The sequence below is a fragment of the Acinetobacter sp. ANC_7512 genome (genome assembly GCF_056779935.1).
Genome location: NZ_JBWYIX010000003.1, coordinates 192,519 through 216,751 on the forward strand (window position 1 = coordinate 192,519; position 24,233 = coordinate 216,751).

25 protein-coding genes and 4 tRNA genes are annotated in these 24,233 nt (G+C 38.6%); 15 read left to right on the forward strand and 14 right to left on the reverse strand.

All coding sequences use genetic code 11. The features are described 5' to 3' along the window. The first annotated feature begins 33 nt into the window (after positions 1-33). The 5 genes from AC1M9H_RS04715 (at position 34) to AC1M9H_RS04735 (ending at position 2,070) form a co-directional block, all read left to right on the forward strand. Complete coding sequence (locus tag AC1M9H_RS04715) at positions 34-660, forward strand: superoxide dismutase (RefSeq protein WP_092765960.1); 627 nt, start codon at positions 34-36, stop codon at positions 658-660. Between the two features lie 153 nt (positions 661-813). Continuing rightward, positions 814-889 (forward strand) — tRNA-Asn (locus tag AC1M9H_RS04720). 6 nt (positions 890-895) lie between these two features. Next, positions 896-971 (forward strand) — tRNA-Asn (locus tag AC1M9H_RS04725). 505 nt (positions 972-1,476) lie between these two features. Further along, positions 1,477-1,552 (forward strand) — tRNA-Asn (locus tag AC1M9H_RS04730). A 65-nt stretch (positions 1,553-1,617) separates the two neighbouring features. Then, on the forward strand, positions 1,618-2,070 hold the full coding sequence (locus AC1M9H_RS04735) for a DUF2726 domain-containing protein (RefSeq protein ID WP_035267051.1): 453 nt from the start codon (positions 1,618-1,620) through the stop codon (positions 2,068-2,070). On the opposite strand, the gene AC1M9H_RS04740 is transcribed toward AC1M9H_RS04735, so the two are convergent. From AC1M9H_RS04740 to AC1M9H_RS04755, 4 genes are all read right to left on the reverse strand, one after another. Next, a complete protein-coding gene (locus AC1M9H_RS04740) occupies positions 2,071-2,301 on the reverse strand; it encodes a hypothetical protein (protein WP_051586562.1) in 231 nt (76 codons plus the stop codon). A 112-nt stretch (positions 2,302-2,413) separates the two neighbouring features. Further along, positions 2,414-3,634, reverse strand: a complete 1,221-nt coding sequence (locus tag AC1M9H_RS04745; protein WP_481612868.1) for an alpha/beta hydrolase family protein — start codon at positions 3,632-3,634, stop codon at positions 2,414-2,416. Positions 3,635-3,743: 109 nt separating this feature from the next. Further along, the gene (ubiA, locus tag AC1M9H_RS04750; RefSeq protein ID WP_481612869.1) at positions 3,744-4,622 is read right to left on the reverse strand and encodes a 4-hydroxybenzoate octaprenyltransferase; all 879 of its coding nucleotides are present in this window, start codon (positions 4,620-4,622) and stop codon (positions 3,744-3,746) included. A gap of 10 nt (positions 4,623-4,632) precedes the next feature. Then, positions 4,633-5,124 carry a chorismate--pyruvate lyase family protein gene (locus tag AC1M9H_RS04755; RefSeq protein ID WP_481612870.1) on the reverse strand — a complete coding sequence of 164 codons (492 nt, stop codon included), beginning with the start codon at positions 5,122-5,124 and terminating at the stop codon, positions 4,633-4,635. A 160-nt stretch (positions 5,125-5,284) separates the two neighbouring features. On the opposite strand from AC1M9H_RS04755, the gene AC1M9H_RS04760 reads away from it, so the two are divergent. Continuing rightward, positions 5,285-6,181: a polysaccharide deacetylase family protein gene (locus AC1M9H_RS04760; protein WP_481612871.1), complete on the forward strand. Its 897-nt coding sequence runs from the start codon at positions 5,285-5,287 to the stop codon at positions 6,179-6,181. 30 nt (positions 6,182-6,211) lie between these two features. On the opposite strand, the gene AC1M9H_RS04765 is transcribed toward AC1M9H_RS04760, so the two are convergent. Both AC1M9H_RS04765 and glnA read right to left on the reverse strand, forming a co-directional pair. Then, positions 6,212-6,490, reverse strand: a complete 279-nt coding sequence (locus AC1M9H_RS04765) for a hypothetical protein (RefSeq protein ID WP_481610726.1) — start codon at positions 6,488-6,490, stop codon at positions 6,212-6,214. A gap of 96 nt (positions 6,491-6,586) precedes the next feature. Then, positions 6,587-8,002, reverse strand: coding sequence for a type I glutamate--ammonia ligase (gene glnA / locus AC1M9H_RS04770; protein ID WP_171076768.1), 1,416 nt, complete (start codon positions 8,000-8,002; stop codon positions 6,587-6,589). A 952-nt stretch (positions 8,003-8,954) separates the two neighbouring features. Here glnA and AC1M9H_RS04775 point away from each other — a divergent pair. The 6 genes from AC1M9H_RS04775 to AC1M9H_RS04800 all read left to right on the forward strand — a co-directional run bounded on the left by AC1M9H_RS04775 (position 8,955) and on the right by AC1M9H_RS04800 (position 13,464). Beyond that, positions 8,955-9,539 (forward strand): anthranilate synthase component II, encoded by a 585-nt coding sequence (locus AC1M9H_RS04775; protein ID WP_481612872.1) that lies wholly within the window; start codon positions 8,955-8,957, stop codon positions 9,537-9,539. Positions 9,540-9,548: 9 nt separating this feature from the next. Then, positions 9,549-10,595, forward strand: a complete 1,047-nt coding sequence (trpD, locus tag AC1M9H_RS04780; protein ID WP_035266991.1) for an anthranilate phosphoribosyltransferase — start codon at positions 9,549-9,551, stop codon at positions 10,593-10,595. A gap of 18 nt (positions 10,596-10,613) precedes the next feature. Continuing rightward, positions 10,614-11,420, forward strand: coding sequence for an indole-3-glycerol phosphate synthase TrpC (trpC, locus tag AC1M9H_RS04785; RefSeq protein ID WP_481612873.1), 807 nt, complete (start codon positions 10,614-10,616; stop codon positions 11,418-11,420). Between the two features lie 284 nt (positions 11,421-11,704). Further along, complete coding sequence (locus tag AC1M9H_RS04790; RefSeq protein ID WP_092765950.1) at positions 11,705-12,388, forward strand: Smr/MutS family protein; 684 nt, start codon at positions 11,705-11,707, stop codon at positions 12,386-12,388. A gap of 94 nt (positions 12,389-12,482) precedes the next feature. Then, positions 12,483-13,031: a GTP cyclohydrolase I FolE gene (gene folE, locus AC1M9H_RS04795; RefSeq protein ID WP_171076769.1), complete on the forward strand. Its 549-nt coding sequence runs from the start codon at positions 12,483-12,485 to the stop codon at positions 13,029-13,031. Between the two features lie 73 nt (positions 13,032-13,104). Next, the gene (locus tag AC1M9H_RS04800) at positions 13,105-13,464 is read left to right on the forward strand and encodes a cupin domain-containing protein (protein WP_481586572.1); all 360 of its coding nucleotides are present in this window, start codon (positions 13,105-13,107) and stop codon (positions 13,462-13,464) included. A gap of 45 nt (positions 13,465-13,509) precedes the next feature. Here AC1M9H_RS04800 and AC1M9H_RS04805 read toward each other — a convergent pair whose 3' ends face one another. The 4 genes from AC1M9H_RS04805 to hemE form a co-directional block, all read right to left on the reverse strand. Then, a complete protein-coding gene (locus AC1M9H_RS04805; RefSeq protein ID WP_481612874.1) occupies positions 13,510-15,387 on the reverse strand; it encodes an Lnb N-terminal periplasmic domain-containing protein in 1,878 nt (625 codons plus the stop codon). Positions 15,388-15,446: 59 nt separating this feature from the next. Further along, positions 15,447-15,917: a DUF3015 family protein gene (locus tag AC1M9H_RS04810; RefSeq protein WP_035266978.1), complete on the reverse strand. Its 471-nt coding sequence runs from the start codon at positions 15,915-15,917 to the stop codon at positions 15,447-15,449. 150 nt (positions 15,918-16,067) lie between these two features. Continuing rightward, positions 16,068-16,868, reverse strand: coding sequence for a DUF817 family protein (locus AC1M9H_RS04815; RefSeq protein ID WP_180028684.1), 801 nt, complete (start codon positions 16,866-16,868; stop codon positions 16,068-16,070). Between the two features lie 17 nt (positions 16,869-16,885). After that, positions 16,886-17,959, reverse strand: a complete 1,074-nt coding sequence (hemE, locus tag AC1M9H_RS04820) for a uroporphyrinogen decarboxylase (protein WP_092765946.1) — start codon at positions 17,957-17,959, stop codon at positions 16,886-16,888. A gap of 205 nt (positions 17,960-18,164) precedes the next feature. Here hemE and AC1M9H_RS04825 point away from each other — a divergent pair, with 205 nt between their 5' ends. Together AC1M9H_RS04825 and AC1M9H_RS04830 are read left to right on the forward strand one after the other, a co-directional pair. After that, positions 18,165-19,394: a L,D-transpeptidase family protein gene (locus AC1M9H_RS04825; RefSeq protein WP_481612875.1), complete on the forward strand. Its 1,230-nt coding sequence runs from the start codon at positions 18,165-18,167 to the stop codon at positions 19,392-19,394. A gap of 148 nt (positions 19,395-19,542) precedes the next feature. Next, complete coding sequence (locus tag AC1M9H_RS04830; protein ID WP_481612876.1) at positions 19,543-20,241, forward strand: pirin family protein; 699 nt, start codon at positions 19,543-19,545, stop codon at positions 20,239-20,241. A 141-nt stretch (positions 20,242-20,382) separates the two neighbouring features. Here AC1M9H_RS04830 and AC1M9H_RS04835 read toward each other — a convergent pair. Both AC1M9H_RS04835 and greB read right to left on the reverse strand, forming a co-directional pair. Then, a tRNA-Ser gene (locus AC1M9H_RS04835) sits at positions 20,383-20,472 on the reverse strand. A 90-nt stretch (positions 20,473-20,562) separates the two neighbouring features. Beyond that, positions 20,563-21,057: a transcription elongation factor GreB gene (greB, locus tag AC1M9H_RS04840; RefSeq protein ID WP_481612877.1), complete on the reverse strand. Its 495-nt coding sequence runs from the start codon at positions 21,055-21,057 to the stop codon at positions 20,563-20,565. 366 nt (positions 21,058-21,423) lie between these two features. Between greB and AC1M9H_RS04845 the strand changes: the two genes are divergently transcribed. Beyond that, the gene (locus AC1M9H_RS04845; RefSeq protein WP_035266964.1) at positions 21,424-22,539 is read left to right on the forward strand and encodes a transglycosylase SLT domain-containing protein; all 1,116 of its coding nucleotides are present in this window, start codon (positions 21,424-21,426) and stop codon (positions 22,537-22,539) included. Positions 22,540-22,585: 46 nt separating this feature from the next. Here AC1M9H_RS04845 and AC1M9H_RS04850 read toward each other — a convergent pair whose 3' ends face one another. Both AC1M9H_RS04850 and ttcA read right to left on the reverse strand, forming a co-directional pair. After that, positions 22,586-22,969 carry an SCP2 sterol-binding domain-containing protein gene (locus AC1M9H_RS04850; RefSeq protein ID WP_092765941.1) on the reverse strand — a complete coding sequence of 128 codons (384 nt, stop codon included), beginning with the start codon at positions 22,967-22,969 and terminating at the stop codon, positions 22,586-22,588. Positions 22,970-23,307: 338 nt separating this feature from the next. Beyond that, positions 23,308-24,231, reverse strand: a complete 924-nt coding sequence (gene ttcA / locus AC1M9H_RS04855) for a tRNA 2-thiocytidine(32) synthetase TtcA (RefSeq protein WP_035266955.1) — start codon at positions 24,229-24,231, stop codon at positions 23,308-23,310. Positions 24,232-24,233: the final 2 nt, after the last annotated feature.

Below are 24,233 nucleotides of genomic sequence, written 5' to 3' on the forward strand. Positions count from 1 at the left end.
GTAAAACCCAGCACAATGCAAGGAACTTAAAACATGACAACGATTACTTTACCAGCTCTTCCGTACGGTTACGAAGATCTTGCTCCACACATCAGCAAAGAAACTTTAGAATACCACCACGACAAACACCACAATACTTATGTTGTTAATTTAAACAACCTAATTGCAGGTACTGATCTTGAAGGTAAAACGCTTGAAGAAATCATCAAAGCTTCTGCTGGTGATGCTTCTAAAGCGGGTATCTTCAACAACGCAGCACAAGTTTGGAACCACACATTCTACTGGAACTGTATGGCTAAAAACGGTGGTGGTAAAGCGACTGGTGCTTTAGCTGCTAAAATTGACGAAGCTTTCGGTTCTTACGAAAAATTTGCTGAAGAATTTGCTGCTGCTGCTACAACTCAATTCGGTTCAGGTTGGGCTTGGTTAGTTGCTGATGAAGTAAATGGTAAACTTTCTATCATGAAAACTTCAAATGCTGATACTCCACTTGCTCATGGTAAAGTAGCTGTATTAACGATCGATGTTTGGGAACATGCTTACTACATCGACTTCCGTAACGCTCGTCCTAAGTATATTTCTACTTTCTTAGAAAGCTTAGTGAACTGGGATTACGCTAACGCGAAATATGCTGGTCAAGAAGCTGGCGTAGAAAAATAAGATTTAACCGTCTTATTACGTTTAAAAAACCATCCTTTTAGGATGGTTTTTTTGTTATTTACATCAATTTGAGTATTAATAAATCAAACTATTCATTTCTTTACAATAATTGGTTGACGACTAGTAATTTCAACCCTAAAATGCGCATCAGATTCTCCAATAGCTCAGTCGGTAGAGCGACGGACTGTTAATCCGCAGGTCCCTGGTTCGAGCCCAGGTTGGAGAGCCAATCTAATCTCCCATAGCTCAGTCGGTAGAGCGACGGACTGTTAATCCGCAGGTCCCTGGTTCGAGCCCAGGTGGGAGAGCCAAGATTCTAAAAACCCAAGCATAATGACTTGGGTTTTTTTATCCCTAAATTTCTGATTTGCTATAGAATTATTCTAATTTTCTAAAAAAGTCTAAAAATGAATACACCTTGGCTTAAATCACTGATTTTCTGGTCTCTACTTGTTGGCAGTCTCATCTTTATATTTCAATGCACTCAGAAATCTGAACATAATAAAATAGCCCCTACACTTATGTATGAACGTTTGTATCACTGTACTTCGGAATTATCCTCTGAACACATACTCCTGATTAAAAAAATTCAAAACGAGGTAAATGTGGAATCATCACAACAAACCATTATGGAACTTATGAGTTTATGCCGTAAAGCGAATCCACTGAAAAGCAAAGCAGAGTATGCCCATTTATTAAAAAAGCTATAGATCGTTTCACTTAGATTAAATTTAAATCAGTTGATTCATATTTCTAATATTTTTCAATGTTAAGGCTTGACCTCTCTTCATTTGACTCATAGAATGCGTACCAGATTCTCCAATAGCTCAGTCGGTAGAGCGACGGACTGTTAATCCGCAGGTCCCTGGTTCGAGCCCAGGTTGGAGAGCCAAGATTCTAAAAACCCACTCAATCGAGTGGGTTTTTTCTTATATGTGCTTTTATTTACGAATTCCCGTGTTTCAATCCAGTCAAATTACTTTCTTAATTATTGGTGTTATTGCAACTCTTGCCCTGCTCACCATTATCTTTCAACAATTATTTAAAAAGCCACAACGCTTTTACCCCAAACGCATTATTACCGCATTTGAAAGTAAAATGTTTTTTAGATTAAAAGAAAGTTTTCCACAATACCATGTGCTTGCTCAAGTCGCTTTTAGTGCTTTAATCACAAACCCTAGTCTAAAGATTCGAGCTAAATTCAATCGAAAAGTGACTGATTTTGTCTTACTGGATGATCAGCTTAAAGTTGTCGCCATTATCGAGCTCGATGATCCAAGTCATCTTGGTAAGGAACAAGAAGATGCTGAGCGCGATCAAATGTTTTATGAAGCAGGATATCGAGTATTTCGCTATAACGATATCCCAAGTGTTCAAAGTCTCAAAAAAGATATTCTTGCTAAAAAATAATTAGTTCAAAGGCTCCGCTACAGACGAAGCATTCTGCTCAAGTTGCTCTTGTTTTTCTCTAGCTTCAATTCGCGCGGCTTGTTCTGCACGTAAACGATCGTACTCTGCTTTGTTTTTTGCATCACTCTTTACTGCAAAAAAAGCAATCGCAATGATAAGCAACGGGATAAGGGGGCCTAGACTTGCCAATAAAATAAATTTAGTGGTGAATTTCTTTTTTGATGAAGTCATCGACAAAACCTGAGTCATTGAGTCCGAGGCAATATAACAGAATAAAGTCACAGAAAAAACTTTAGCTTTAAGTGTCAACTAGGATGCAACACCCTAGCTGACATAGTCACGTTTAGCGCACCGGTAAATACGATTTAATAAAATCAACAACCTCATCATTTTTCTCAACAATCGCTTGTGTATGCGATGCTACTGCCACAATATCTAATACAATTGGAGGTTGAGTCCCCAATCCATTTAACTGATTTACTAATTGTTGTGTTACTTGATATGGGACAGCGGTGTCATTTTCACCTTGAACCACATAAACCGGTTTCATGAGTTTTTGAGTTCCAGGCTGATTATTACTTAAAAAACTACTCACCACTGGATCATTTTCAAAGCCAACCTTTAACCCAGGATAGTCCATTACTTTTTGTGTTGAATTTGATTCCAAATAAGTCTTAATATCTGTTCTAAACTCATCAATTAATGGCATCAAGCATATGCCATTTTCACCAGTCGACCCCTCAGCTTTCTCTGCCACAGCTTGAGACCTAGATTGGAATATCGTTGCTAATGAAAATCTAGGTTCATATGCTTTAATCCCTACGCCTGTATAAGCAGCATAAGCTAATAGCTCTGAATAAATAGCGATTGCCAAATCTCTATTTTGACTTTCTATCGCTGAAATGGCATTTGGTGCGACTTGGGTAATAATGTAACCCAAACTGGATGCTGGAGCAGTCGCTACAGCCCCTTTGTAATACGGATCATTATTGGCATATTGTGCAATTCCTAATGATGCATGACCACCTTGGGATTGGCCGACAGACATCCAAGATTTATTTAATCGTGATGGATATGCTTGGTGAACTGACTTTATTGCATGAATCGCAGATTGTGCAGCACTAGATAGATGAAGATAAGGATGAATCCCTTTAACCCCCAAACCTTCATAATCAGGGGCTACAATGACATAACCTTCTTTAAGAAGATTGTTCGCTAAAATTTCAAAATTCGAATTGAGTACATTATTGCTTGGTGCACATTCGTCTCCAACACCAGTTGTTCCATGTGCCCATACCACTACTGGCCATCCTGCTGCTGGCTGAGCAGTCTTAGGAAACATGACCATTGCTGTAGCCTTAGTTTTCTGACCCAGAACATTCGGCATTAAATAAGTCATAATTTGGATTTTGGAAGCTTGCTCTAGACTATCTTTTTGATAAGCTTTCTCAGCAACAAACACTTTTTCTTGAAAAATATTTTTATCATCACTATTACAAGCCGTTAAGAGTAATGCTGCCGTACAGCACATTGCGATAACCGTTTTTTTAATTGTACCCTTCATAATTCTTTCCATTCATTATTATCACTCTCCATGAGTACTTTTAATTAAACATAAAAAAAAAGCATCCGACTAGGATGCTTAATTAGTTTATTTTTATTTAATGTTAAGATTAAATTAATGCAATAAAAACCCCCATAAAGATCATCACCCCTACCCATCGGTTATGTCTAAATGCCCAGAAGCACCATTGCGGATCTTTATCACGTGTTTTGGTCCATTGATAGATGAAATCACCTACCACGAGCACTAATGCGATTAATCCAAAAGGGACAAGTATCTGTTCAAGCCATAGTGCAGTACCAATTAAAATAACACTCATCGCCTGCAATAAACTGATAATTTTAATATCATTTTTTCCAAACAAAATAGCCGTCGACTTAACCCCAATCTTTAAATCATATTCGCGATCCGTAATTGCATATTGAGTATCATAAGCCACAGTCCAAGCCAAATTACCGAAATAAAGTAGCCAACACGTCCAATCCAAAGGCTTACCCATTGCAGTAAATGACATCGGTATACCCCATGAGAATGCCATCCCCAGTACCACTTGAGGTAAATGCGTATAGCGCTTCATAAATGGATAGATGAAAGCAAGTACCAGCCCAATTAAAGCACAATAAAAAGTTTCAATAGGCAGGAAAAACAATGTACAAGCACTTGCAGCAACGAGTGCGATAAACACCCAAACTGCTTCTTTTGCCGAAATCACACCTGTGGCTAATGGACGGTTTTTAGTTCTTTCTACGTGTGCATCCACTTTACGATCAGCAAAATCATTAATGGCACATCCCGCTGCACGCATAAATATAGTGCCACATACGATGGCAAGCAGTGTCACTACATCAGGTATTCCACCAGCTGCAATCCACAGCGCCCATAAGGTGGGCCACAGGACTAACTCAGTACCAATTGGCTTATCGAAACGACATAAATAGTAATAAGCGCTTAAACGCTCGCGCCAGGTGATTGCTTGTGCGGTTGCCATAAAGTCTAGCTCAATGAGTTTTTATAAAACGTTCAAATGCTGGTAAAAATGTTTCTTGGACAATAAATTTACAGCCATGCCAAGTATAACAGCTCTGTCTGGTCCATCCATCCTCAAGTAAGATCACGCGACGTTGGCATTGCGGTTCTGTGCGTTGGAACAGGAATCGACCTATGGGCTGATTACCAATATGTTGAAAGAGACGTGCTTTTTTTTGAAGGCTGGTAATTGGAAAAATAGATTTCGCTTTTACCCAAGGTTCGCAATCAGAACCAAATAAATGAGTCTCTCTAACCCAAGAAGTATGCTGATGTGATACACCCATCCAGCTAGCATCATTAAAGTTTAAACGTTGAAATCGCTCTTGGATTCGTTGGACTTTAAATATTCCATCAGCTAAATCTGTCAGTTGTTGGGTAAGTGAGCCTGAGGCGTACAACCATTTTTTTAACTCAGGATACATTAATTTTTCCTGATGATTAAATTGACGGCTTTCAAGCATATTTCAGACTACCATTATTTTATACTATCAAGTGTACCCAAGCTTTAGAACTAATGCACCAAACCTATGGTTTAGTATAAGGCATCACACTCACACATTTCATACTGCACTCCTCCAAAAAAATGCTATAAACATTCATTCGTAAACAACTTCATTAAACATGCTTAAATTTAGCTTGTACTTATTTATATCACTGTTATTTCTTTCCCAAGCTCATGCTCGTCAATTAGCACTGAGTTTTGATGATGGATTAAATCCAACTATTGATCCTACTGCTCCACACATTAATCAACAAATACTAGCGCATTTAAAAAACAAAAATATTCAATCTATCATTTTCCCAAGTTACATCAAAATCGGTGACAATGCGGGTAAAGACTTAATACGTCAATGGGATAAACACGGACACATTGTTGGCAATCACAGTGCTTTTCACGAAAATTTAAATAAACCTGAAGTTTTGGCGAAAGACTACATCAAAAGCATTAAAATTAATGAATTGGTTTTTCATGATTTACAAAACTTTAGGAAAATTTTTAGATATCCCTATATTGCGAAAAGAGATCAAGTCCAAAACTGGTTAAAACAAAATCATTACCAGCATGGTGGTGTCAGTATTGATGCAAGTGACTGGTTTTATAATCAAAAATATCTAGCGTATCTAAAAGCAGGAAAAACGTCACACATTAAAAGATTGAAGCGTGCTTATATTGATCATCTTCTTGATCGAGCTGAATATTATGATTCACTCGCATTGCAAACCCTTCAACGCTCTCCTCAGCATGTATTGTTACTCCACACGAATGCGATTAATGGACAGTTTCTAGGCGAGATTATTTTAGCCTTAGAAAGCAAAGGGTGGACAATAATCAATGCAACAGATGCTTATGTTGATCCGCTATATCAGAATTTCAGCCCTAATATCCCCGCTGGGGAGAGTGTTTTATTGTCTATCGCCAAAAGCCAAAATATTGAAAGTTTAAGATATCCTGCTGAGGATGCACCTTATGAGCGTGAAAACTTACTCAAATATGACTTGGATGATCACAAGGAATAAATCTTATTTTTTAGGCGCAGACTCACACATTCAAGCATTGTCTGATTTTGCAATCACTTCAAATTTACCTTGTGCTGTTTTTACTAAAATAAAACCTTCGGCACTGATATAAAATTCATTTGGATAATCAAATTGTAAAGCCAAATCAGGATTTCTTAGTTCAAGAAATTGTGCCTGTTTATAGCCTTCGACGGTTCTGCCAACTTCCAAATAGGTCACTTCAGAAAAATTGAGCTTAAATCCTTTTTCGTGATCACTTGGATCATTCCAAGGAAAAAAACCCGTGTGCTTCTTACGTGGCTTTGCCATGAAATATTTCTCATATTAGACTATATTTATTTTAACTCAAAACACAAAAAAACCCGCGCAATGCGCGGGTTTTTTACAGCGAAATTCGTGAACAAATTAGAGGCTGTAATACATATCAAATTCAACTGGGTGAGTTGTTGTATTAAGACGACGAACTTCTTCAGTTTTAAGCTCAATGTAAGCATCAAGCATTTCTTTAGTGAATACGCCACCTTTAAGAAGGTAATCGTGATCGGCTTGAAGAGCTTCTAAAGCCATATCCAAGCTGTGTGCAACTGTAGGAATTTTTGCTTCTTCTTCAGGAGGTAGATCATACAAATTCTTGTCTGAAGCTTCACCTGGATGAATCTTGTTTTGAATACCGTCGATACCCGCCATTAACAATGCAGCAAAACCTAAGTACGGGTTCATCATTGGATCTGGGAAACGTGCTTCAATACGTTTACCTTTCGGGCTAGAAACGTATGGAATACGGATAGAAGCCGAACGATTACGCGCTGAATAAGCAAGCATAATTGGCGCTTCATAATGTGGCACTAAACGCTTATACGAGTTTGTAGAAGGGTTAGTAATCGCATTTAATGAGCGTGCGTGCTTGATGATACCGCCAATGAAATACAATGCCATTTCTGAAAGGCCTGCATATTCATCACCAGCAAACAAGTTCTTGCCGTCTTTAGAAATTGACATATGAACGTGCATACCAGAACCGTTATCACCAACCATTGGTTTAGGCATAAACGTTGCAGTTTTAGCATATTGATGAGCAACGTTCCAAACAGCATATTTAAACTGTTGTACTTCATCAGCTTTACGAACCATTGTGTTGAAGCTCACACCAATTTCTAATTGGCAAGATGCAACTTCGTGGTGATGTACTTCTACACGACCTGGCCCCATGATGTCTTCAATTTTCGCACACATTTCTGCACGCATATCGTGGTGAGAATCAACTGGAGGCACTGGGAAGTAGCCACCTTTAACGCGTGGACGGTGGCCTGAGTTACCTGATTCGTAAGAATTACCTGTAGACCAAGCAGCTTCTTCAGCGATTAATGTATGGCGAGCACCAGACATATCGATGTCCCATTTAACTTCGTCAAATACGAAGAATTCTGGTTCTGGACCAAAGAAAGCAGTATCACCAATACCAGTAGATTTTAAATATTCTTCTGCACGGCGAGCAATTGAACGTGGGTCACGGTCATAACCTTGACCAGTAGATGGCTCAATGACATCACAAGTCACCACTACAGTTGGCTCTGCAAAAAACGGGTCGATAAAACCTGTTTCAGCATCTGGACGTAAGATCATGTCAGACGCTTCGATACCTTTCCAACCAGCAATTGAAGAACCGTCGAACATTTTACCATCTTCAAAAGTATCTTCATCGATAGTATCTGCTGGGTAAGTAACATGTTGTTCTTTACCCTTAGTGTCCGTAAAACGGAAGTCTACCCATTTTGCGCCACTTTCTTGGATGAGTTGTAGGACCTTGTTCGCCATGCTCATTTTGCTCCGATGATTTTTTGTTGCACATTTAGTGCGTGTTAGTAGTTGGTAGTTTTAAAGCAATTACCGTACCAACTTTTAAAAGCAAAGCTAAAATCTTGAAATCCTTATCAGATTAACAGCTTTATTCACTTTGCTTTGCGACTATTATACTGTGCTTAAAACTAAATGCACCATATTCAGGCACAGTTCATCGCAATAAAAAATATTTATTTACAACCTGTATCAAAATGGTGCATCTCAGAGCATGATCGTTTAATTATTAAACTTAAAGTCAAGTTTATTCAGGGATTTAATTACTTAATTTACCAAACGATATATTTTATAAATTTTTATAAATCAGAAAAATGGATCAAATTTTCAGACACATGCGTTTAACACATTGTTTTATATATCATTAAATAAAAAATTTTAATATTTTATTTTTATTTGAAAGACAAATAATCCAACTCAATCATAACTTTATTAATACACATCGAGCCATGATATATCTAAATTTTGTGCATCATATTAGTTCAGTAAAATTAAATATCTTAGATAAATGATGTAAAAGTGAACGACCGCGAGACTAAATCTTATAAATTATAAATTTACTGAGTGCATTTTGTTTGTTTGTTTTTAAAACAAATCTTATTCATCAAACAGAATGATTAAAAAAACTTATGAGTAACACGTATGAGCTTTTAGATTCAGATCAATATTTCATTTATTAGCGCTCTTCACCTAGAACCATTCATTCACACATTAATTTGATTTAAGTGATCAATATTGCTGATGTTTTCAACCCCAAAATTTAACCTGCGCTGATAAAAGAATCTGCTATGATAACTGCCACTTAATCGCTTTGAGTTACTAGACAAGGATGCAGTCAACACTCTGTGATGCATCTTATCAACGTGAATAACAAAGCTAAATTAAGTTAAATTATAAATTTCAAGAGGTTAAGCTTAAAATGCTTCTGATGATCGACAACTATGACTCTTTTACCTACAACATCGTCCAATATTTTGGCGAGTTAAATCAGGAAGTAAAAGTGGTCCGTAATGATGCCGTGACTTTGGAGGATATTGAGCGATGGCAACCAAAATATCTCGTCATTGGACCTGGTCCCTGCTCTCCCTCTGAGGCAGGTATTTCAATCCCAACGATTCAACACTTTTCAGGCAAGATTCCACTGCTTGGGGTGTGCTTAGGTCACCAAAGTATCGGGCAAGCATTTGGTGGAGATATTGTTCGTGCAAAAAAAGTAATGCACGGGCGTTTATCTGACATGTACCACTCTGATCAAGGGATCTTTAGCAATCTACCCTCTCCATTCTCAGCGACTCGCTATCACTCTTTAGTCATTGATCAAGCGACTTTACCTGAATGTTTAGAGGTGACGTGTTGGACCAATGAAGAAGATGGTTCTATGGAAGAAATTATGGGTGTGAAACATAAAACCCTTCCCGTTGAAGGTGTTCAGTTCCATCCAGAATCGATACTCAGCCAACATGGCCACAAAATTTTCCAAAACTTCTTAGAAATTTATGCGTAAGAGCAAGACATGAATATTCAACAAGCATTAAACAACATTACGAAAAATATTGAATTAACACAGCCTCAAATGGAAGCTGTTATGCGCACCATTATGGATGGTGAAGCGACTGATGCACAAATCGGTGCATTGATGATGGGTTTGCGTTTAAAAGGCGAAAGTATTGACGAAATTACTGCTGCTGCACGTGTGATGCGTGAATATGCGATCAAGATTGATGTCAGTGATCTTCCATACTTAGTCGATATCGTTGGCACGGGTGGTGATGGACAAAACCTGTTTAATGTATCAACTGCATCAAGTTTTGTAATTGCAGCTGCAGGTGCAACGATTGCCAAACACGGTGGCCGAGGTGTGTCATCAAAATCAGGCTCGTCAGATCTATTAGAACAAGCTGGTATTAATCTCGACCTAAATATGGCACAGACTGAACGCTGTATCCGCGATTTGGGTGTGGGTTTTCTCTTTGCTCCAAACCATCATAAAGCAATGAAGTATGCAGCAGGTCCTCGTAAAGAATTGGGCTTCAGAAGCATTTTCAACTTACTTGGCCCGCTTACGAATCCGGCTGGTGTAAAGCGCTTTGTAATTGGCGTGTTCTCAACAGAATTATGTCGACCTATTGCTGAAGTTCTTAAGCAACTTGGTGCTGAGCACGTCATGGTTGTTCACTCTAAAGATGGACTAGATGAAATCAGTCTTGCTTCATCCACCTATGTCGCTGAGTTAAAAAATGGTGAAATTACTGAGTGGGAAATCCTCCCTGAGGATGTAGAGATTGAATCTCAAACATTGACGCATTTATCTGTTGATAGCTCTGCTGAAAGTTTGGCACTGATCAAAGATGCACTAGGTAAGAAAAAATCACCTAAAGGTGAAAAAGCGGCCAGTATGATTGCATTGAATGCTGGTGCTGGTATTTATGTCTCAGGTTTAACTTCGAGTTATAAACAAGGTGTGGCATTAGCACATGATATCATTTATGGTGGTCAGGCACTTGAAAAGATGGATGTGCTTTCTGAATTCACAAAAACAATAAAACATTATGAAGCTTAATTAAGTCAGGACATTCTTATGTTAGATATCGCGAATACTATTCTTGGCAAAATTGTTGACCGTAAACAAGAAGAGTTTGCTGCACGATTAAAACAACGTAGTTATAAGGACGTCGAAGAACTCGCTCAAGCCGCTAGCCCTGTTCGCGGTTTTGCTCAAGCACTACAACACAAACGTCCTGCTGTCATTGCTGAAATCAAAAAAGCATCTCCTTCTAAAGGCATTATTCGAGAAAACTTCAATCCTGCTGAAATAGCTGAACAGTATCAATCAGCGGGTGCAGCTTGTTTATCAGTACTTACAGATATTGATTTCTTCCAAGGTGCCGATGAGAACATTCATATTGCTCGCTCTCACTGTGATTTGCCTTCACTAAGAAAAGATTTCTTAATCGATCCTTATGGTGTGATTGAAGCTCGTGCATTGCATGCAGACTGTATCCTTCTCATTGTTGCATGTCTTTCAGATCAACAACTTGAGGAAATGTCGAAAACTGCATTTGAACATCATTTAGATGTACTGGTTGAAGTGCATGATGAATATGAACTAGAACGTGCTCTCAAATTATCAGATCGTTGTTTATTAGGCGTTAATAATCGTAATTTAAAAACTTTCGATGTTGATTTGAACACATCAATTCGTCTAAAAAAACAACTTGCACCATCTCGTTTATTAGTGACGGAAAGCGGCATTGCAACCTCAGCGGATGTCACCATGATGCAAGAAAATGACATTCACACTTTCCTTGTGGGTGAAAGTTTTATGAAACAGCCTCGTCCTGATCATGCCTTTACCGCATTGTTTGGCGAACCTCAGAATATTTAACTCTAATATTCTGCGGTAAATTGTTCGACTAAAAATAATTCAATCTCATAAGAATGGATTTCCGAATCCATTCTTGCCTCCATTAATGTCAACAACAATAGCTAGAACAAATTCAAAATAAATTAGATTAATAATCAATCTCTTTTTTTTGCTTTATCTCTTAAGTTATCTCCAATTCATCCAACACCTTAAAATCAACTTAAATACTTCTCACTACAAAGTTGAGGGATTTTCGGATTATAATCACATTCATTCATCTTCCACTTTAAAGTCACAAGCACGTTATGAGTAAACATGATTCTTCTTTATCAAAAGATCAATTTAATTTACTGAAACAGTTTAAGAAACAAATCAGTAATCCTGCTCCTCGTGTTGAAGCTCCTAAACCTATTGAAAAGACGGTTGAACAAGAGCATGAGGAAGATTTAGAACTCTTTCGTCAGCAAATGCAAGGTGTTCAAAAAATTGATCATGGCAATATTGCAAAAATTGAGAAACCAGTAAAAAAGAAATTGGATGCTCAAACCTTAGCAAAACGTGCTGCTGCTGAAGGTCCAATGCATACTGATGAAACTGTGATGTCTGATACTCAAGCCATGCTCAATCCAGTTGGCAGTCAGGCTAGTCTCAGTTATCGAATTGCGACCTTACAACATAAAGTATTTGAAGATCTGAAAGCTGGAAATTTACGTTGGTTTGAAGCAGTTGATTTGCATGGCTGTACCGTAGAAGAAGCACGTTCAGCTGTATTGCAAATTATTCAGATGGCGAAAGAGCAAAATCAAAACGTCATTAAAATTGTTCATGGTAAAGGCCCTGAAGCTGTTTTAAAAACCTATGTTAATAGTTGGCTCAGACAACATCGTGATGTTTTGGCTTTTGTCAGTGCGCCTGAAAAACAAGGTGGCACTGGCGCGGTCTTAGTTCTGCTTAAACGTGCAGAAAAGAATCCAAAATTTACTCAATAATCGGAATTTTTTCTGAATATACGGCATTGTAATCGTTTTCTGATACAATGCCGTCCTTGTTCAACATCTGTGTAAGTGAACACGTCTTATGTCTATGCAGCAATCCTACGCCAACATTTTAACTGCCGTTGGCGAAGATCTTACTCGTCCTGGTCTTAAAGATACACCAATGCGCGCTGCTAAAGCTTTTTCGTATTTGACGTCAGGTTATAGCCAAACGCTTGAAGAAGTGACCAACAATGCGGTCTTCCCTTCAGACAACCGTGAAATGGTTTTGGTCAAGAACATCGAATTCTATTCGCTTTGTGAACATCATTTACTGCCGTTCTATGGACGTGTGCATATTGCCTACTTACCAGAAGGTCAAGTTTTAGGTTTATCTAAATTTGCACGTATTACTGAAATGTTTGCCCGTCGTCTACAGATTCAAGAAAATCTAACTCAACAGATTGCTGAAGCTGTGGCTCAAGTGACTGGTGCTAGAGGCGTAGCTGTTGTCATTGATTCAGCACATATGTGTATGATGATGCGTGGTGTAGGCAAACAAGAGTCAACTACTCGTACAGTATCATTTGTTGGGGACTTTAAAACTAACAAAGATGAACGTCGCGAGTTTCTGAGCGCTGTTCCAGAAAGTTATTAATTCATAAAAACCTCAACCCTGTTGAGGTTTTTTTTAGACCGTATTCCAAGGCTCAATTTCTTAAGGTGAATATATGACATCTCTTCATGTTGCAGGTCAAGGTCAACAACACGCAGAAAAATCAGTCGACTTCCCGCGTCCTGATCGTCTCGTCCAAGGCAATCCCGAACGTCACACCTACAGTCTTTATGAACACGAGCATATGGAATGTGGGATTTGGGAATGTGAAGTTGGTGCTTGGAATATTCAATTTGCCGACAATAAACAAGAATTCTTTCAAATTATAGAAGGAAAAGTTCGCATCCACATTCAAAGTAAAAATCACTTTATCGAAGTTTCTGCAGGTCAAGCAGGTGTAATACCACCAGGATTCATTGGAACATTTGAAGTCGTTGAGAAAGTGAAAAAGTACTATGTGAATGTAATCGTTTAAAAACAAGCTTCTCCTTTCAACACAGTACTTCCTAGTACTGTGTATTTACCAATAGCGTGTAAATCCTAAACTAGTTTGATGCCAATCATGCTGTTCTTGTAATTGATAATTCCAGTGAATAGAGATAGCACTTTGCGAGTTAAGTGCATACTGAACTGAGGATCGTAGTCCGAGCTGCCAAACCTGCTGATCTTCCCAAAAAGGGATTTCAATTTGCACTAAGCTATTCACTCGATCTGACCATAAGTTTTGACAACCTACAGTTGGCCCTAGCCCCAATCTCCAGCCCTTTTCTAAAGTTTTTCCAGCTTGAATATGATTCTGCATCTGCGCATAACACAGGTGTTCACGATCTGCATCTGCCCAACTATATCCAAACTGTGTTGATAGATTCAAAACACCATGTTGCTCGCTATCACTGAAATTTCCAGAATCATCAATTGAGAGTTGTTTCCAACCGAATCCAAATCCCCAACTCAACGGCGTCTTAAAAGGCGTAATTGGATTATAAGAATTCACTTCTAAAAGATCCAAATCAGCCAACTTGAGTTGATCATTCCGAAACTCAAGACTCCCCTCAAGAAATTTCAACTGCGTTCCAAGTCGGTATCCCCCCTGAAGATCAGATAAATCGTGATAGGCTTGTCGATGGTTGATCTGCACAAACGTATCGTCTTGCACTCGTCCAAATTCAATCGATGTTTTTCGAGCATGATGCCCATCCACAGGGTCAATTCGTGGTCTTGCCACTTCAGTACGTTGTTTTTCAACAGGGAGTTGGCTTCTTAAACTCAAAATTTGTCGTATTTTAGGTTGCGCAATACTCGCTTCGATTTTTTGAGAAATGAGCTGTAGATACAAATGATCATATGCCATCTCAAGAATACGCGCCTGATCCTTGGCCGTAAATTGAGCTAAAAATTCACGCATTTGTGCTGGTTGCACCAGCGTTAATTGATGTGCCGAATGTGCTAAGTCATTACCATGTTGTTTTGCTTGATGAAGTAACTGCGTTTCAAGTGCTGGGCGATAAACAGTATCTTTAATGAGGCCTTGCTGCTGCACCGCTTTGATGGTTTCGACTGGAATTGCAATATGACTAAACTGTGCTTGTAGATTGGCATCGGGTTTTACCAAATCAATGAGTCCCAATAAGCGGTAGGCACAATTATCACTTATAAAATAATAGGGAAATTGGACATGCTTTAACTCCCAGATATGTTGTACTAAACGTGTGGTTTCTTCTGGGTTTAATGCTAATTCGTATTCCCACAAATCACGGCTTTCGAAATCACCATACTCTTTTACTTTTCGATAGTAGGGCATTAACGAATATTCACCTGGATATTGACCCGTTAAGCCTTTCCAAGCAAAAGAAAAACTATCACTATTTTCGACCGTCGCGGCGTAGTTGACTGCATAAGAAATAAGATTAAGCTCTTTTTGATCTTTAGGATCAAGACGTAGCAAGGTATGACCAAACATCGAACTTGGATTTCCCATGAAATCTGTCGCATAAATCAACGTTGCTTGATACGGTTTGATCTGTCCAATCCATTCCTCTAGAGCAGGACAATCTGCTTTAGGAAGCTCCTCTTGTTTTATTTTCAATTGTTCTATTAACCATGCAGAGCGAGCTGGGAAACGACATAAAATGGATTGATCTTGTCCTCGATCTATAAATAATTCACGAATATTTGCATTCAGCTCATCTTCTAAATTATCTGCACCATTTGCACTAAAAAAAAATCCTGAATAGCTGACTTCACTCTTCGCTTGATGTGCATACATTAATCTTTGCCAAGTTTTATTTTTATCAAGCTGATGGTGTTGTGCTTGTGCAATATATTGTTCAACTGGAGAAGTATATGCATGTGTCAGAAAGCTACTGACAATCAAGGCAGAAAAAAAAGCAAATTTCATAAAATGAACTTAATAATGATGAAACAAAAAAACCCTGCCATAAGACAGGGTTTTCGCAATTAAACGTAAGCTTTTAATACTTCGTCTTGAGACATAACAGTTTGAAGAGATGCAAGGACTTGGAATGCATCTTGATTGTCCGCTGAATAAATTTCAGAGAAATTTTCTTTTGATACTGCAAAGAAACGTGCTTTATCTTCAGATTTAATATTCAGAAGCTCTGCAAGGACGTTAAGACTTTCCCCCTCACCTACCGCCATATCACGTGCAAGAGCTTCGGCATTTTCATTTGTAAATGTTACTGCTTGTGCTGTTACTGTACCTGTACCACTACAGCCTAACGTCCCGAAAGTAATACCGAATAATTGGTTAGCAAATAAACCGTTGGTCGTACCTGCTAAGATTTTTGCAACTTTACCAGACTGACCTGCCCAAACTTGTGAACCGATACCACAACCAACATCACGGTCAGCAAATGCAGCTGTTGATCCTACTGCCAATACCGCAGCTAAAGCTAATTTTTTATACATAACATCACTCCAAACTTGATGTGCTCAAGTGTTCTTTATTGTTCCAATTTTGTTCTTTTACGAACTTCTTTAACATAGCGATATCAAGCCAAGAACGCAAAACAAATCTTACCAATGCCATCAAGTATTGAGTTTTTTTGATGAATTAACTTATTCGCCCTTCAATCGCCACAAACCCTGTGAATTCCGTTCACCTAAGATTTTTAACACCAATACTAAACTCAGCATTAGTAGGAGATACCAAGAACCAAGTTTCCCCCATCCCACCATATGCCACTGTTCCACTTGCGTTGGATACAACCAAATTTGATAAAAAGTACTGATATTTTCAGCAATCCAAATAATAAATGCCAACAACAAAAGCACAGGAAGCATTGGCAAGGTCATCTCATGATATTTAAGCTTGAACGTTATTTTAGTTTTCCAAAATATCAACACGCTCCATGCAAACAATAAGTATCGTATATCTGGGATAAAGAACTTCGTCATAAAGTTTAAATAGGACAAGATCGCTAAACTCATCATATTGAAAAAACTAGGTAAGTTCTCAATTTCTACGCGATAGAGCCTGAGTGAACGAGCAAAAAAACTGCCTACGGCAGAATACATAAATCCCGCAAAAAGTGGTACGGTCATAATCTTAAATACCGCAGGTTGCGGATATTGCCATGATGCAATCTGTGGATGTGTCAGGAAAATCTCCATGACCATTGCCAACATATGAAATATTGCAATAACTTTGGCTTCAGCCCAAGACTCTAACTTTAAAAGCAGTAAACAGACCTGAATAACCACTGCATAAATCAAGAGGTAGTCGTATCGGTACAATCCATAATATTCTTGATGCCCTATCGAAGCCGTCAAAGCAAAGGCTAGCAGTAATAAAATACCAAATAAGGCAGCGGATGCTGCCTTATAATGAAACTCAAATAATGATTTTAAAAAGCTCACACATTCATCCTAAATGTTTAGCCTAAATATTTTGCGCTGTACTCATGTACCGTATCAATGAAAACTTTAGGATTCGCAGGATCTACCCATTGGGTGATACCGTGTCCAAGGTTTGCAACATAACCCGTTTTTTCACCAGCAGCATATGCATCATCGAGCATTAATTTTACTGACTTTTCGATACTCGCAGGAGAGCCATATAATGTTGCAGGGTCTAAATTACCTTGTAGGGCAGCGCGACCAGCAACAGTTTGACGTGCAACATTTAAAGGGGTTGTCCAATCTAGTCCAAACGCATCTGCGCCAGTTGCGATCATAGGTTCTAACCATTGACCACCACCTTTGGTAAATAAAATTACTGGTACTTTGCGGCCTTCATTTTCACGCTTTAAACCCTTCACGATTTTGTGCATATAATTGAGGGAAAATTCTTGATATTCTCGATGTGCAAGTGCACCACCCCAACTGTCAAAAATTTGAATCGCCTGCGCACCTGCTTCAATCTGTGCGTTCAAATAATCTATGACTGAATCAGCCAAATGATCTAACAAGGCATGTAAAACTTCAGGTTGTGCATACATCATTTGCTTGGTGTAACGGAAATCTTTACTCGACCCACCCTCGATCATATACGTCGCGAGTGTCCATGGACTCCCAGAAAACCCGATTAGCGGTACCTGGCCACCTAATGCTGATCGGATTGTCGACACTGCATTCATGACATAGTCTAAGTCCGATTTAGCATCAATTTTTGGTAATTGGGCTACATCCTGCTCAGTACGGACTGTTTTCTTAAATTTTGGTCCTTCCCCAGCTTCAAAATATAGTCCTAAGCCCAAAGCATCAGGAACAGTCAAAATATCTGAAAATAGGATGGCTGCATCTAAGTCATAGCGACGAAGCGGCTGTAAAGTCACTTCACAAGCAAAGTCATTATTTTTGCATAAAGAAAGAAAATCACCCGCAGTTGCGCGTGTCGCACGATATTCAGGTAAATATCGACCAGCCTGACGCATCATCCAAACTGGCGTGCAGTCCACAGGTTCACGTAATAAGGCACGCAGAAAACGATCATTTTTTAAGGTCGTCATTTACTTTCTCGATGCAAAATTGAAATTCCATTCATCATACCAAAAAGCTGCACTTTAAAGTATTTAGTTAGAATGAAAATAAAGATTGAGACTATCGGAATTTATTTGATTTAAACAAAACAAATACTGCATATCCGTGTTTTTTCTGCAATACTTTATCCGTGTTTTTATAAATCAATATGAATAATTCTTAAGGTTGAATTACATGTTCGTTCGCTCAATTCTTGCTTTGAGTTTAAGTTGTATTATGTCTGGAACTGCATTGGCTGCTTCTGGTTCTGCTGAACAACCGCTTTCTCCAATTACAAAAACGAGTTTAGATACTATTCAAGATCCAATTGATCCTCTCGCGGTAGAATCTAGCTCTGAAGCCCAAATTAGCCAGCAAGAGCAAAATGATCTAAATCAAGCTGCAGATACGCTTCAAAACCTAGAAAGAACTGAGGATAGCACTGCGGACATTGGCAGTGCACCTGCATCTTCAGCAGTGACAAATCCAGCTTCATCTACATCAGCACCTGCTACAGCAAATTCATGGACGCTAGACAGTCTGAATAATGCTGAATGGTATGAAAATATTGGCAAAGGTCTATTCCCTGTATATGCCCGTGCACATGTAATGTTAAATAATTCACATGCTTCACCAGGTGCTATTGACGGTACAAGTGGAAAAAATACACTTAAAGCAATTGCTTCATTCCAGCAAATGAATGGTTTAAAGGCTACAGGTGTTTTGACGAAAGAAACTTGGGATGCTCTAGTTGCACGCCAAGCTGGTAAACCTGCTTATGTTGAATATACGATTACCGAAGCAGACCTAAAAGGTCCTTATGCAGCCTCAATTCCTCATGACTATGCTTTACAAGCGAAAATGAAAGGTCTTTATTACACTCGTGTAAGTGAAATGCTGGCTGAAAAATTCCATATGGATGAAGAGTTTCTCAAGAAACTAAATCCTAAAGCGACATTTAAGAAAGCGGGTGAAAAGCTTATTGTGACCAACATTCGCAATGAACTTCCAGAAAATATTCATTTAATCGTGGCACATAAAGGCGCTAAACAACTTTATTTGTTTAACCAACAAAACCAAATGGTTGGTTCATTCCCAGCAACTATCGGTAGTGCTGACACTCCATCACCGACAGGAACATACAAAATTACTGGCGTAGCGAAAAACCCTTGGTATAGCTATTCACCAAGTAACTTTGTACAAGGTAAAAACTTGAAGCCACTTTCATTACCACCTGGTCCTAATGGCCCTGTAGGTAATATCTGGATCGGTTTAAGCAAAAAATCGTTCGGTATTCACGGCACACCTAATCCATCAAGTATTTCAAAGACAGCTTCACACGGTTGTATCCGCTTAACCAACTGGGATGCGAATGATTTGGGTAATAAAGTTCGTTCTGGCGTTACAGTAAAATTCTTAGAATAGTCTAATTTTAAAAAGCCTGCTTCAAGCAGGCTTTTTTATCCTTTTTATGTTTCAAAATTAGAACGATACGTTGTCCTAATCCACTATCTTATTCATTTTAAACTATTAAAATAACATCATGTTTAAGAATAATGAAAGGAGCATCATCATGAATGCTTATTTACATCGCAGTGAATCACGTGGTCATGTAAAAATGGGTTGGTTAGAATCCAAACACAGCTTCTCATTTGGGAACTGGTATGACCCTAACCACATGGGCATCAGTGCTCTCCGTGTCATTAATGATGATCTCATTGCAGGTCATCAAGGTTTCGGTACACATCCACACGACAATATGGAAATTCTCACCTGTGTATTACAGGGAGCGATTACACATAAAGATAGTATGGGTAACCACGGTGATATCAAAGCTGGTGAATGGCAACTGATGAGTGCTGGTACAGGCATTCAACACAGTGAAATCAACCAAGGTGATGAAACAGTTCATTTACTGCAAATCTGGATTATTCCAAATCAGCGCAATGCAGAGCCGAATTACCAACAAATTCAACTCGATCCTGCTGAACAACCGAACCAATGGCATCTGATTTGTGGACCGACAGAACAAGCACCCATGCATATTCGCCAAAATGCGGAGGTTAAAACAGCTGTTTTGGAGAAAGGTCATTCACTTGAAGTTGTTGCAACACAACATGTCAGCTATCTACATGTGATTAGTGGTTCAATTCAAGTCGCAGAGCACACTGTGAATGCTGGAGATGCTATTGCATTTATTGATCCAGCGCAGATTGAAGCATCAGAAGATGCTCGTGTGATTTGGTTCGATCTTCCAGAAAAAGTGGTTTAAACGCTGTAGAAAAACCACCTTAGGGTGGTTTTTTATGCCATGCTCAAAAATTAAATAAAACAGTAAATATCTGTCTTAATATCGCACGAATATGAAGAAAATAAAAAAAAGCCACTAATGATTAGTGGCTTTTTAAAAATTTGGCGGAAGCGGTGAGATTCGAACTCACGGAGGACTCACACCCTCGTCGGTTTTCAAGACCGGTGCATTAAACCGCTCTGCCACGCTTCCAATGGCGGCTATCATATAAATATTTTTTAAAATTGGCAAACACTTTTCTAAGAAATTTTGCTCGCCTGCCTATTTTTAAATCAGAAATTACTATTTTGCTGAATATTCGAACTTTTCATAGCAAATTGAATTAATAAACCATGTTTTTTTCCCCAAGGGTGTATGTACCTCAAATTCATCATCTACTTGCTTACCTAACATTGCACGTGCCATAGGTGAATCTATTGAAATATGTTGAGGATGATGATCATAAATTTCATCTACACCGACAATCCGAATCGTTTTTAGTTGTCCTTCCTCGTTCTCGATGTCTACCCAAGCGCCAAAATATACTTTGCCCTCTTGTTCAGGAGAAAAATCGATAATCCGCAACTCTTCAAGTCGTTTACCGAGGTAACGAACACGACGGTCTATTTTTCGTAAAATTTGTTTATTGTATTGATAATCTGCATTTTCAGAACGATCACCTAAACTGGCAGCCCAGTTCACTTTTTTGGTGATTTCAGGTCGTTCCTCATGCCATAAATATTGTAGTTCTGCGACCAATTTGTCATGCCCACTTCGGGTAATTAAATTCGATTTCATAGGCGATAAAATGAGTATTTTGCTTACGTTATAGCGACACATTGCAACATTTTATACCGCATTTCTACATGGAAGAATTTTATAAAGTTTTTTCTCTTTATTAATCAAAATCTTAAAACCATGTTTTTTATTTTTTTTTGTACAAAATTTGACATGAGTAAAATTGACCATTAATATGCGCCCATGTTTTAGCTTGATTACTTTTTGTACGAAGATCTTTTCTTCAATATTTTATCCACCCACACATGTCATTTTGAATGACGTTCATGACGCCCACCCTAATTGAATTTATCAACTTTAAATAAAAGTTTAAGGCGGTACTGCTTTTGCTTTTTTTGGGCATAAATTACTTGTAGCGGAGACAACATGCGCAGTAGTTCAAACACTGGATCGAGGCTTTGCCTTAATTCACTAACTTCTTCTCTCTCGTTTAAAGCGATGGTCCTCGCTACAGCATTTATCCCATTTCATGCATTAAATGCAACAAAGACCGACAACCAATACAACTCCATTGTAAATTCGAACAAACTTACAGTGGTGGCCGTGTCAAATCCCACCGTGGTTTTTAAAGACGGTAACTTCAAACATGGCTTTGGCTATGACTTGGTGAGCAGTTATGCTCAAAACTTAAATGTAAAACTCGATTTTAAAACGGTTCAAAGTAATGAAGCCGCTTTGAAAATGGTGCAGCAAGGTAAAGCTCATTTTGCGGTGACCACAGCATCGATCATGACCATTGAGCAAAAGAATCTTTCAGGTTTTTCCGCATCATGTGGTGACCTTGAAAGCTTACGCAAAAATGGGCTTAATCCAGAAATCAATTGGGTTTTTAAAAATGCTGCTGATCCTTTAACAGATACTGCCAGCGGTTTTGTTTGTCAAAGCAAGCAAAATGGTGCTATCCGTCAAATGGCATCTTTCTACAACCGCAACGTGGTTAAACAAGATGATTGGGATACTATTCAGCGCAATCTGAAAACACGTATGCCAATTTATAAAGCTAGCTTTAAAAAGTCAGCCCAAACATACGACTTAGATTGGCACTTTCTCGCTGCGATAGGCTATCAAGAGTCGTTCTTAAAACCGAATTCTGTGTCTCCTACAGGTGTGCGTGGCATCATGATGCTCACCAACAACACAGCAAAAGCAATGGGTGTGTCGAATCGTGTTGATCCTGCTCAAAGTATTGCAGGTGGTGCGAAGTATTTTGATCTGATGATGTCGAAATATGATTATATTCCTAAACATGATCGTTATTGGTATGCCCTCGTGGCTTACAATATGGGGCCAGGTGCCACAGATGCGATTATGAAGCGCCTAAAAGCCCAAGGAAAAAATCCGAATGATTGGATACAGGTATATGATTTTCTTTACCGTAATCAATCGCACAATACGCGTTATAAGCAAGCGATCCAATACGTCACTCGTATTCGTGCTTATTTAGAACATATTAAAACGACACCAAGTTTGGTGAGTATTTAACAAAAAAAGCTTACCTAAAGGTAAGCTTTTTTTTGTTTAAAAAGTCTTAAGTAGTTTGCTCTAAAACTTTTTTGAACAAATCTTTTTGTTCTTGGCTTGGCTTCGCTGTTTGTAAAGCCATCAATTGAGACATATCGCCTTGAACTTTGATTTTACCAGTCATAAATGCTTGCATAGCAGCAGCCATGTCAAACTCTAAGAATACTTTGCGTAAAGTATCCGCATCTAAGTTTAAAGTTGTTTTAGCATTCGCAGAAGCGCCTTTTTGGATCTTACCGCTATCAAGCGCTAATTCAGTCGTTCCTTCGCTACCTGTTACTACAAGATTCAATGCTAGATTTGCTAATGATGGTGGTAAGTTCAAATCACCAGCTTCAGCTGTAAGTTTCTCAACGTTTGCAAACCAATCATCAGTTAAAAATGCAGGCATGTTCTTTCCTCGATGTATTTATTCAATTTATTGCGTTACCTATCCAAGATAACAACATGTAGAAGCTTTACGCTTGAGAGAGTTATAGCATGATATTTTCCAAATGCGATACGTTTTTTTGTACTCTGCGTTCGATTTTTTTTGTAAATAAAACTAATCGCCTAAATATCATCAAATCTTTATTTTTTCACAAGTTTGTCAATGATTTTTTGTATCGGTACTACGACCTAAAGTGACAAAAAACATCATTTTGTAAATCGACTCAACACCTTCATTAAAATGTAAAAATCTAAGAAATAAAAAAAGCACTTCGAAAAGTGCTTTTTTATTAAGACGAATTACTCAGCAGCAAAACCGAGATTGACCATGCTAATACGCTTATTTGGTGTGTCCCCTTCGGCTGTTGAACAAGTTACATCAAAATCAACTTCACGTTGTCCATCTAAGGCTTCAAAATCGAAAAGATCTCGGTCAGCCAACTGCGATGGCGAGACATTCTGTAACGCGCCAAAAATGCTGTGTAAACGTTTTGGATGAGCTTTATCCCATTCACGCAACATATCATTGATGATTGCGCGCTGTAAGTTTTCCTGCGAACCACACAAGTTACATGGAATAATTGGGAATTTGCGCATTTCAGCGTATTTGATGATGTCTTTCTCTTCAACATACGCCAAAGGACGAATCAAAATATTCTTTTTATCCGATGAAAGTAGTTTTGGTGGCATCGCCTTTAAACTACCGCCATGGAATAGGTTCAAGAAGAACGTTGCCATAATATCATCACGATGATGACCTAAAGCAACTTTGGTCGCGCCAATTTCTTGAGCAAAACCATATAAAGAACCACGGCGCAAGCGTGAGCACACTGCACAATAGGTTTTACCTTCAGGTGTAAGCTTTTTGGTAATGCTATATGTATCTTTTTCTAAGATGTAGTAGGGAATGTTATTTTCTTCTAAATAACGGGGTAATACATCCTCAGGGAACCCTGGTTGTTTCTGATCAAGATTCACAGCCACAACATCAAAGTTGATCGGTGCTATGCGTTTAAACTGCAGGAGAATGTCCAGCATGGTATAGCTATCCTTACCACCTGAAATACATACCATGACCTTATCGCCATCCTCAATCATTTTGTAGTCACGGATTGCATGACCTACTTGACGACGAAGTTTTTTCAATAAACGATAATATGCAGAGCTCGTAGGTGGCTCTGGCTTAAAATTAAATCCTTGGTTGGATTCAACTGGCGAGTACATAG

Coding starts and splice junctions, on each gene's coding strand:
- AC1M9H_RS04715 (WP_092765960.1), top strand. CDS start 34: ATGACAACGATTACTTTACCAGCTCTTCCGTACGGTTACGAAGATCTT.
- AC1M9H_RS04740 (WP_051586562.1), bottom strand. CDS start 2,301: ATGACTTCATCAAAAAAGAAATTCACCACTAAATTTATTTTATTGGCA.
- AC1M9H_RS04745 (WP_481612868.1), bottom strand. CDS start 3,634: ATGAAGGGTACAATTAAAAAAACGGTTATCGCAATGTGCTGTACGGCA.
- ubiA (WP_481612869.1), bottom strand. CDS start 4,622: ATGGCAACCGCACAAGCAATCACCTGGCGCGAGCGTTTAAGCGCTTAT.
- AC1M9H_RS04755 (WP_481612870.1), bottom strand. CDS start 5,124: ATGCTTGAAAGCCGTCAATTTAATCATCAGGAAAAATTAATGTATCCT.
- AC1M9H_RS04760 (WP_481612871.1), top strand. CDS start 5,285: ATGCTTAAATTTAGCTTGTACTTATTTATATCACTGTTATTTCTTTCC.
- AC1M9H_RS04765 (WP_481610726.1), bottom strand. CDS start 6,490: ATGGCAAAGCCACGTAAGAAGCACACGGGTTTTTTTCCTTGGAATGAT.
- glnA (WP_171076768.1), bottom strand. CDS start 8,002: ATGAGCATGGCGAACAAGGTCCTACAACTCATCCAAGAAAGTGGCGCA.
- AC1M9H_RS04775 (WP_481612872.1), top strand. CDS start 8,955: ATGCTTCTGATGATCGACAACTATGACTCTTTTACCTACAACATCGTC.
- trpD (WP_035266991.1), top strand. CDS start 9,549: ATGAATATTCAACAAGCATTAAACAACATTACGAAAAATATTGAATTA.
- trpC (WP_481612873.1), top strand. CDS start 10,614: ATGTTAGATATCGCGAATACTATTCTTGGCAAAATTGTTGACCGTAAA.
- AC1M9H_RS04790 (WP_092765950.1), top strand. CDS start 11,705: ATGAGTAAACATGATTCTTCTTTATCAAAAGATCAATTTAATTTACTG.
- folE (WP_171076769.1), top strand. CDS start 12,483: ATGCAGCAATCCTACGCCAACATTTTAACTGCCGTTGGCGAAGATCTT.
- AC1M9H_RS04800 (WP_481586572.1), top strand. CDS start 13,105: ATGACATCTCTTCATGTTGCAGGTCAAGGTCAACAACACGCAGAAAAA.
- AC1M9H_RS04805 (WP_481612874.1), bottom strand. CDS start 15,387: ATGAAATTTGCTTTTTTTTCTGCCTTGATTGTCAGTAGCTTTCTGACA.
- AC1M9H_RS04810 (WP_035266978.1), bottom strand. CDS start 15,917: ATGTATAAAAAATTAGCTTTAGCTGCGGTATTGGCAGTAGGATCAACA.
- hemE (WP_092765946.1), bottom strand. CDS start 17,959: ATGACGACCTTAAAAAATGATCGTTTTCTGCGTGCCTTATTACGTGAA.
- AC1M9H_RS04825 (WP_481612875.1), top strand. CDS start 18,165: ATGTTCGTTCGCTCAATTCTTGCTTTGAGTTTAAGTTGTATTATGTCT.
- AC1M9H_RS04830 (WP_481612876.1), top strand. CDS start 19,543: ATGAATGCTTATTTACATCGCAGTGAATCACGTGGTCATGTAAAAATG.
- greB (WP_481612877.1), bottom strand. CDS start 21,057: ATGAAATCGAATTTAATTACCCGAAGTGGGCATGACAAATTGGTCGCA.
- AC1M9H_RS04845 (WP_035266964.1), top strand. CDS start 21,424: ATGCGCAGTAGTTCAAACACTGGATCGAGGCTTTGCCTTAATTCACTA.
- AC1M9H_RS04850 (WP_092765941.1), bottom strand. CDS start 22,969: ATGCCTGCATTTTTAACTGATGATTGGTTTGCAAACGTTGAGAAACTT.
- ttcA (WP_035266955.1), bottom strand. CDS start 24,231: ATGTACTCGCCAGTTGAATCCAACCAAGGATTTAATTTTAAGCCAGAG.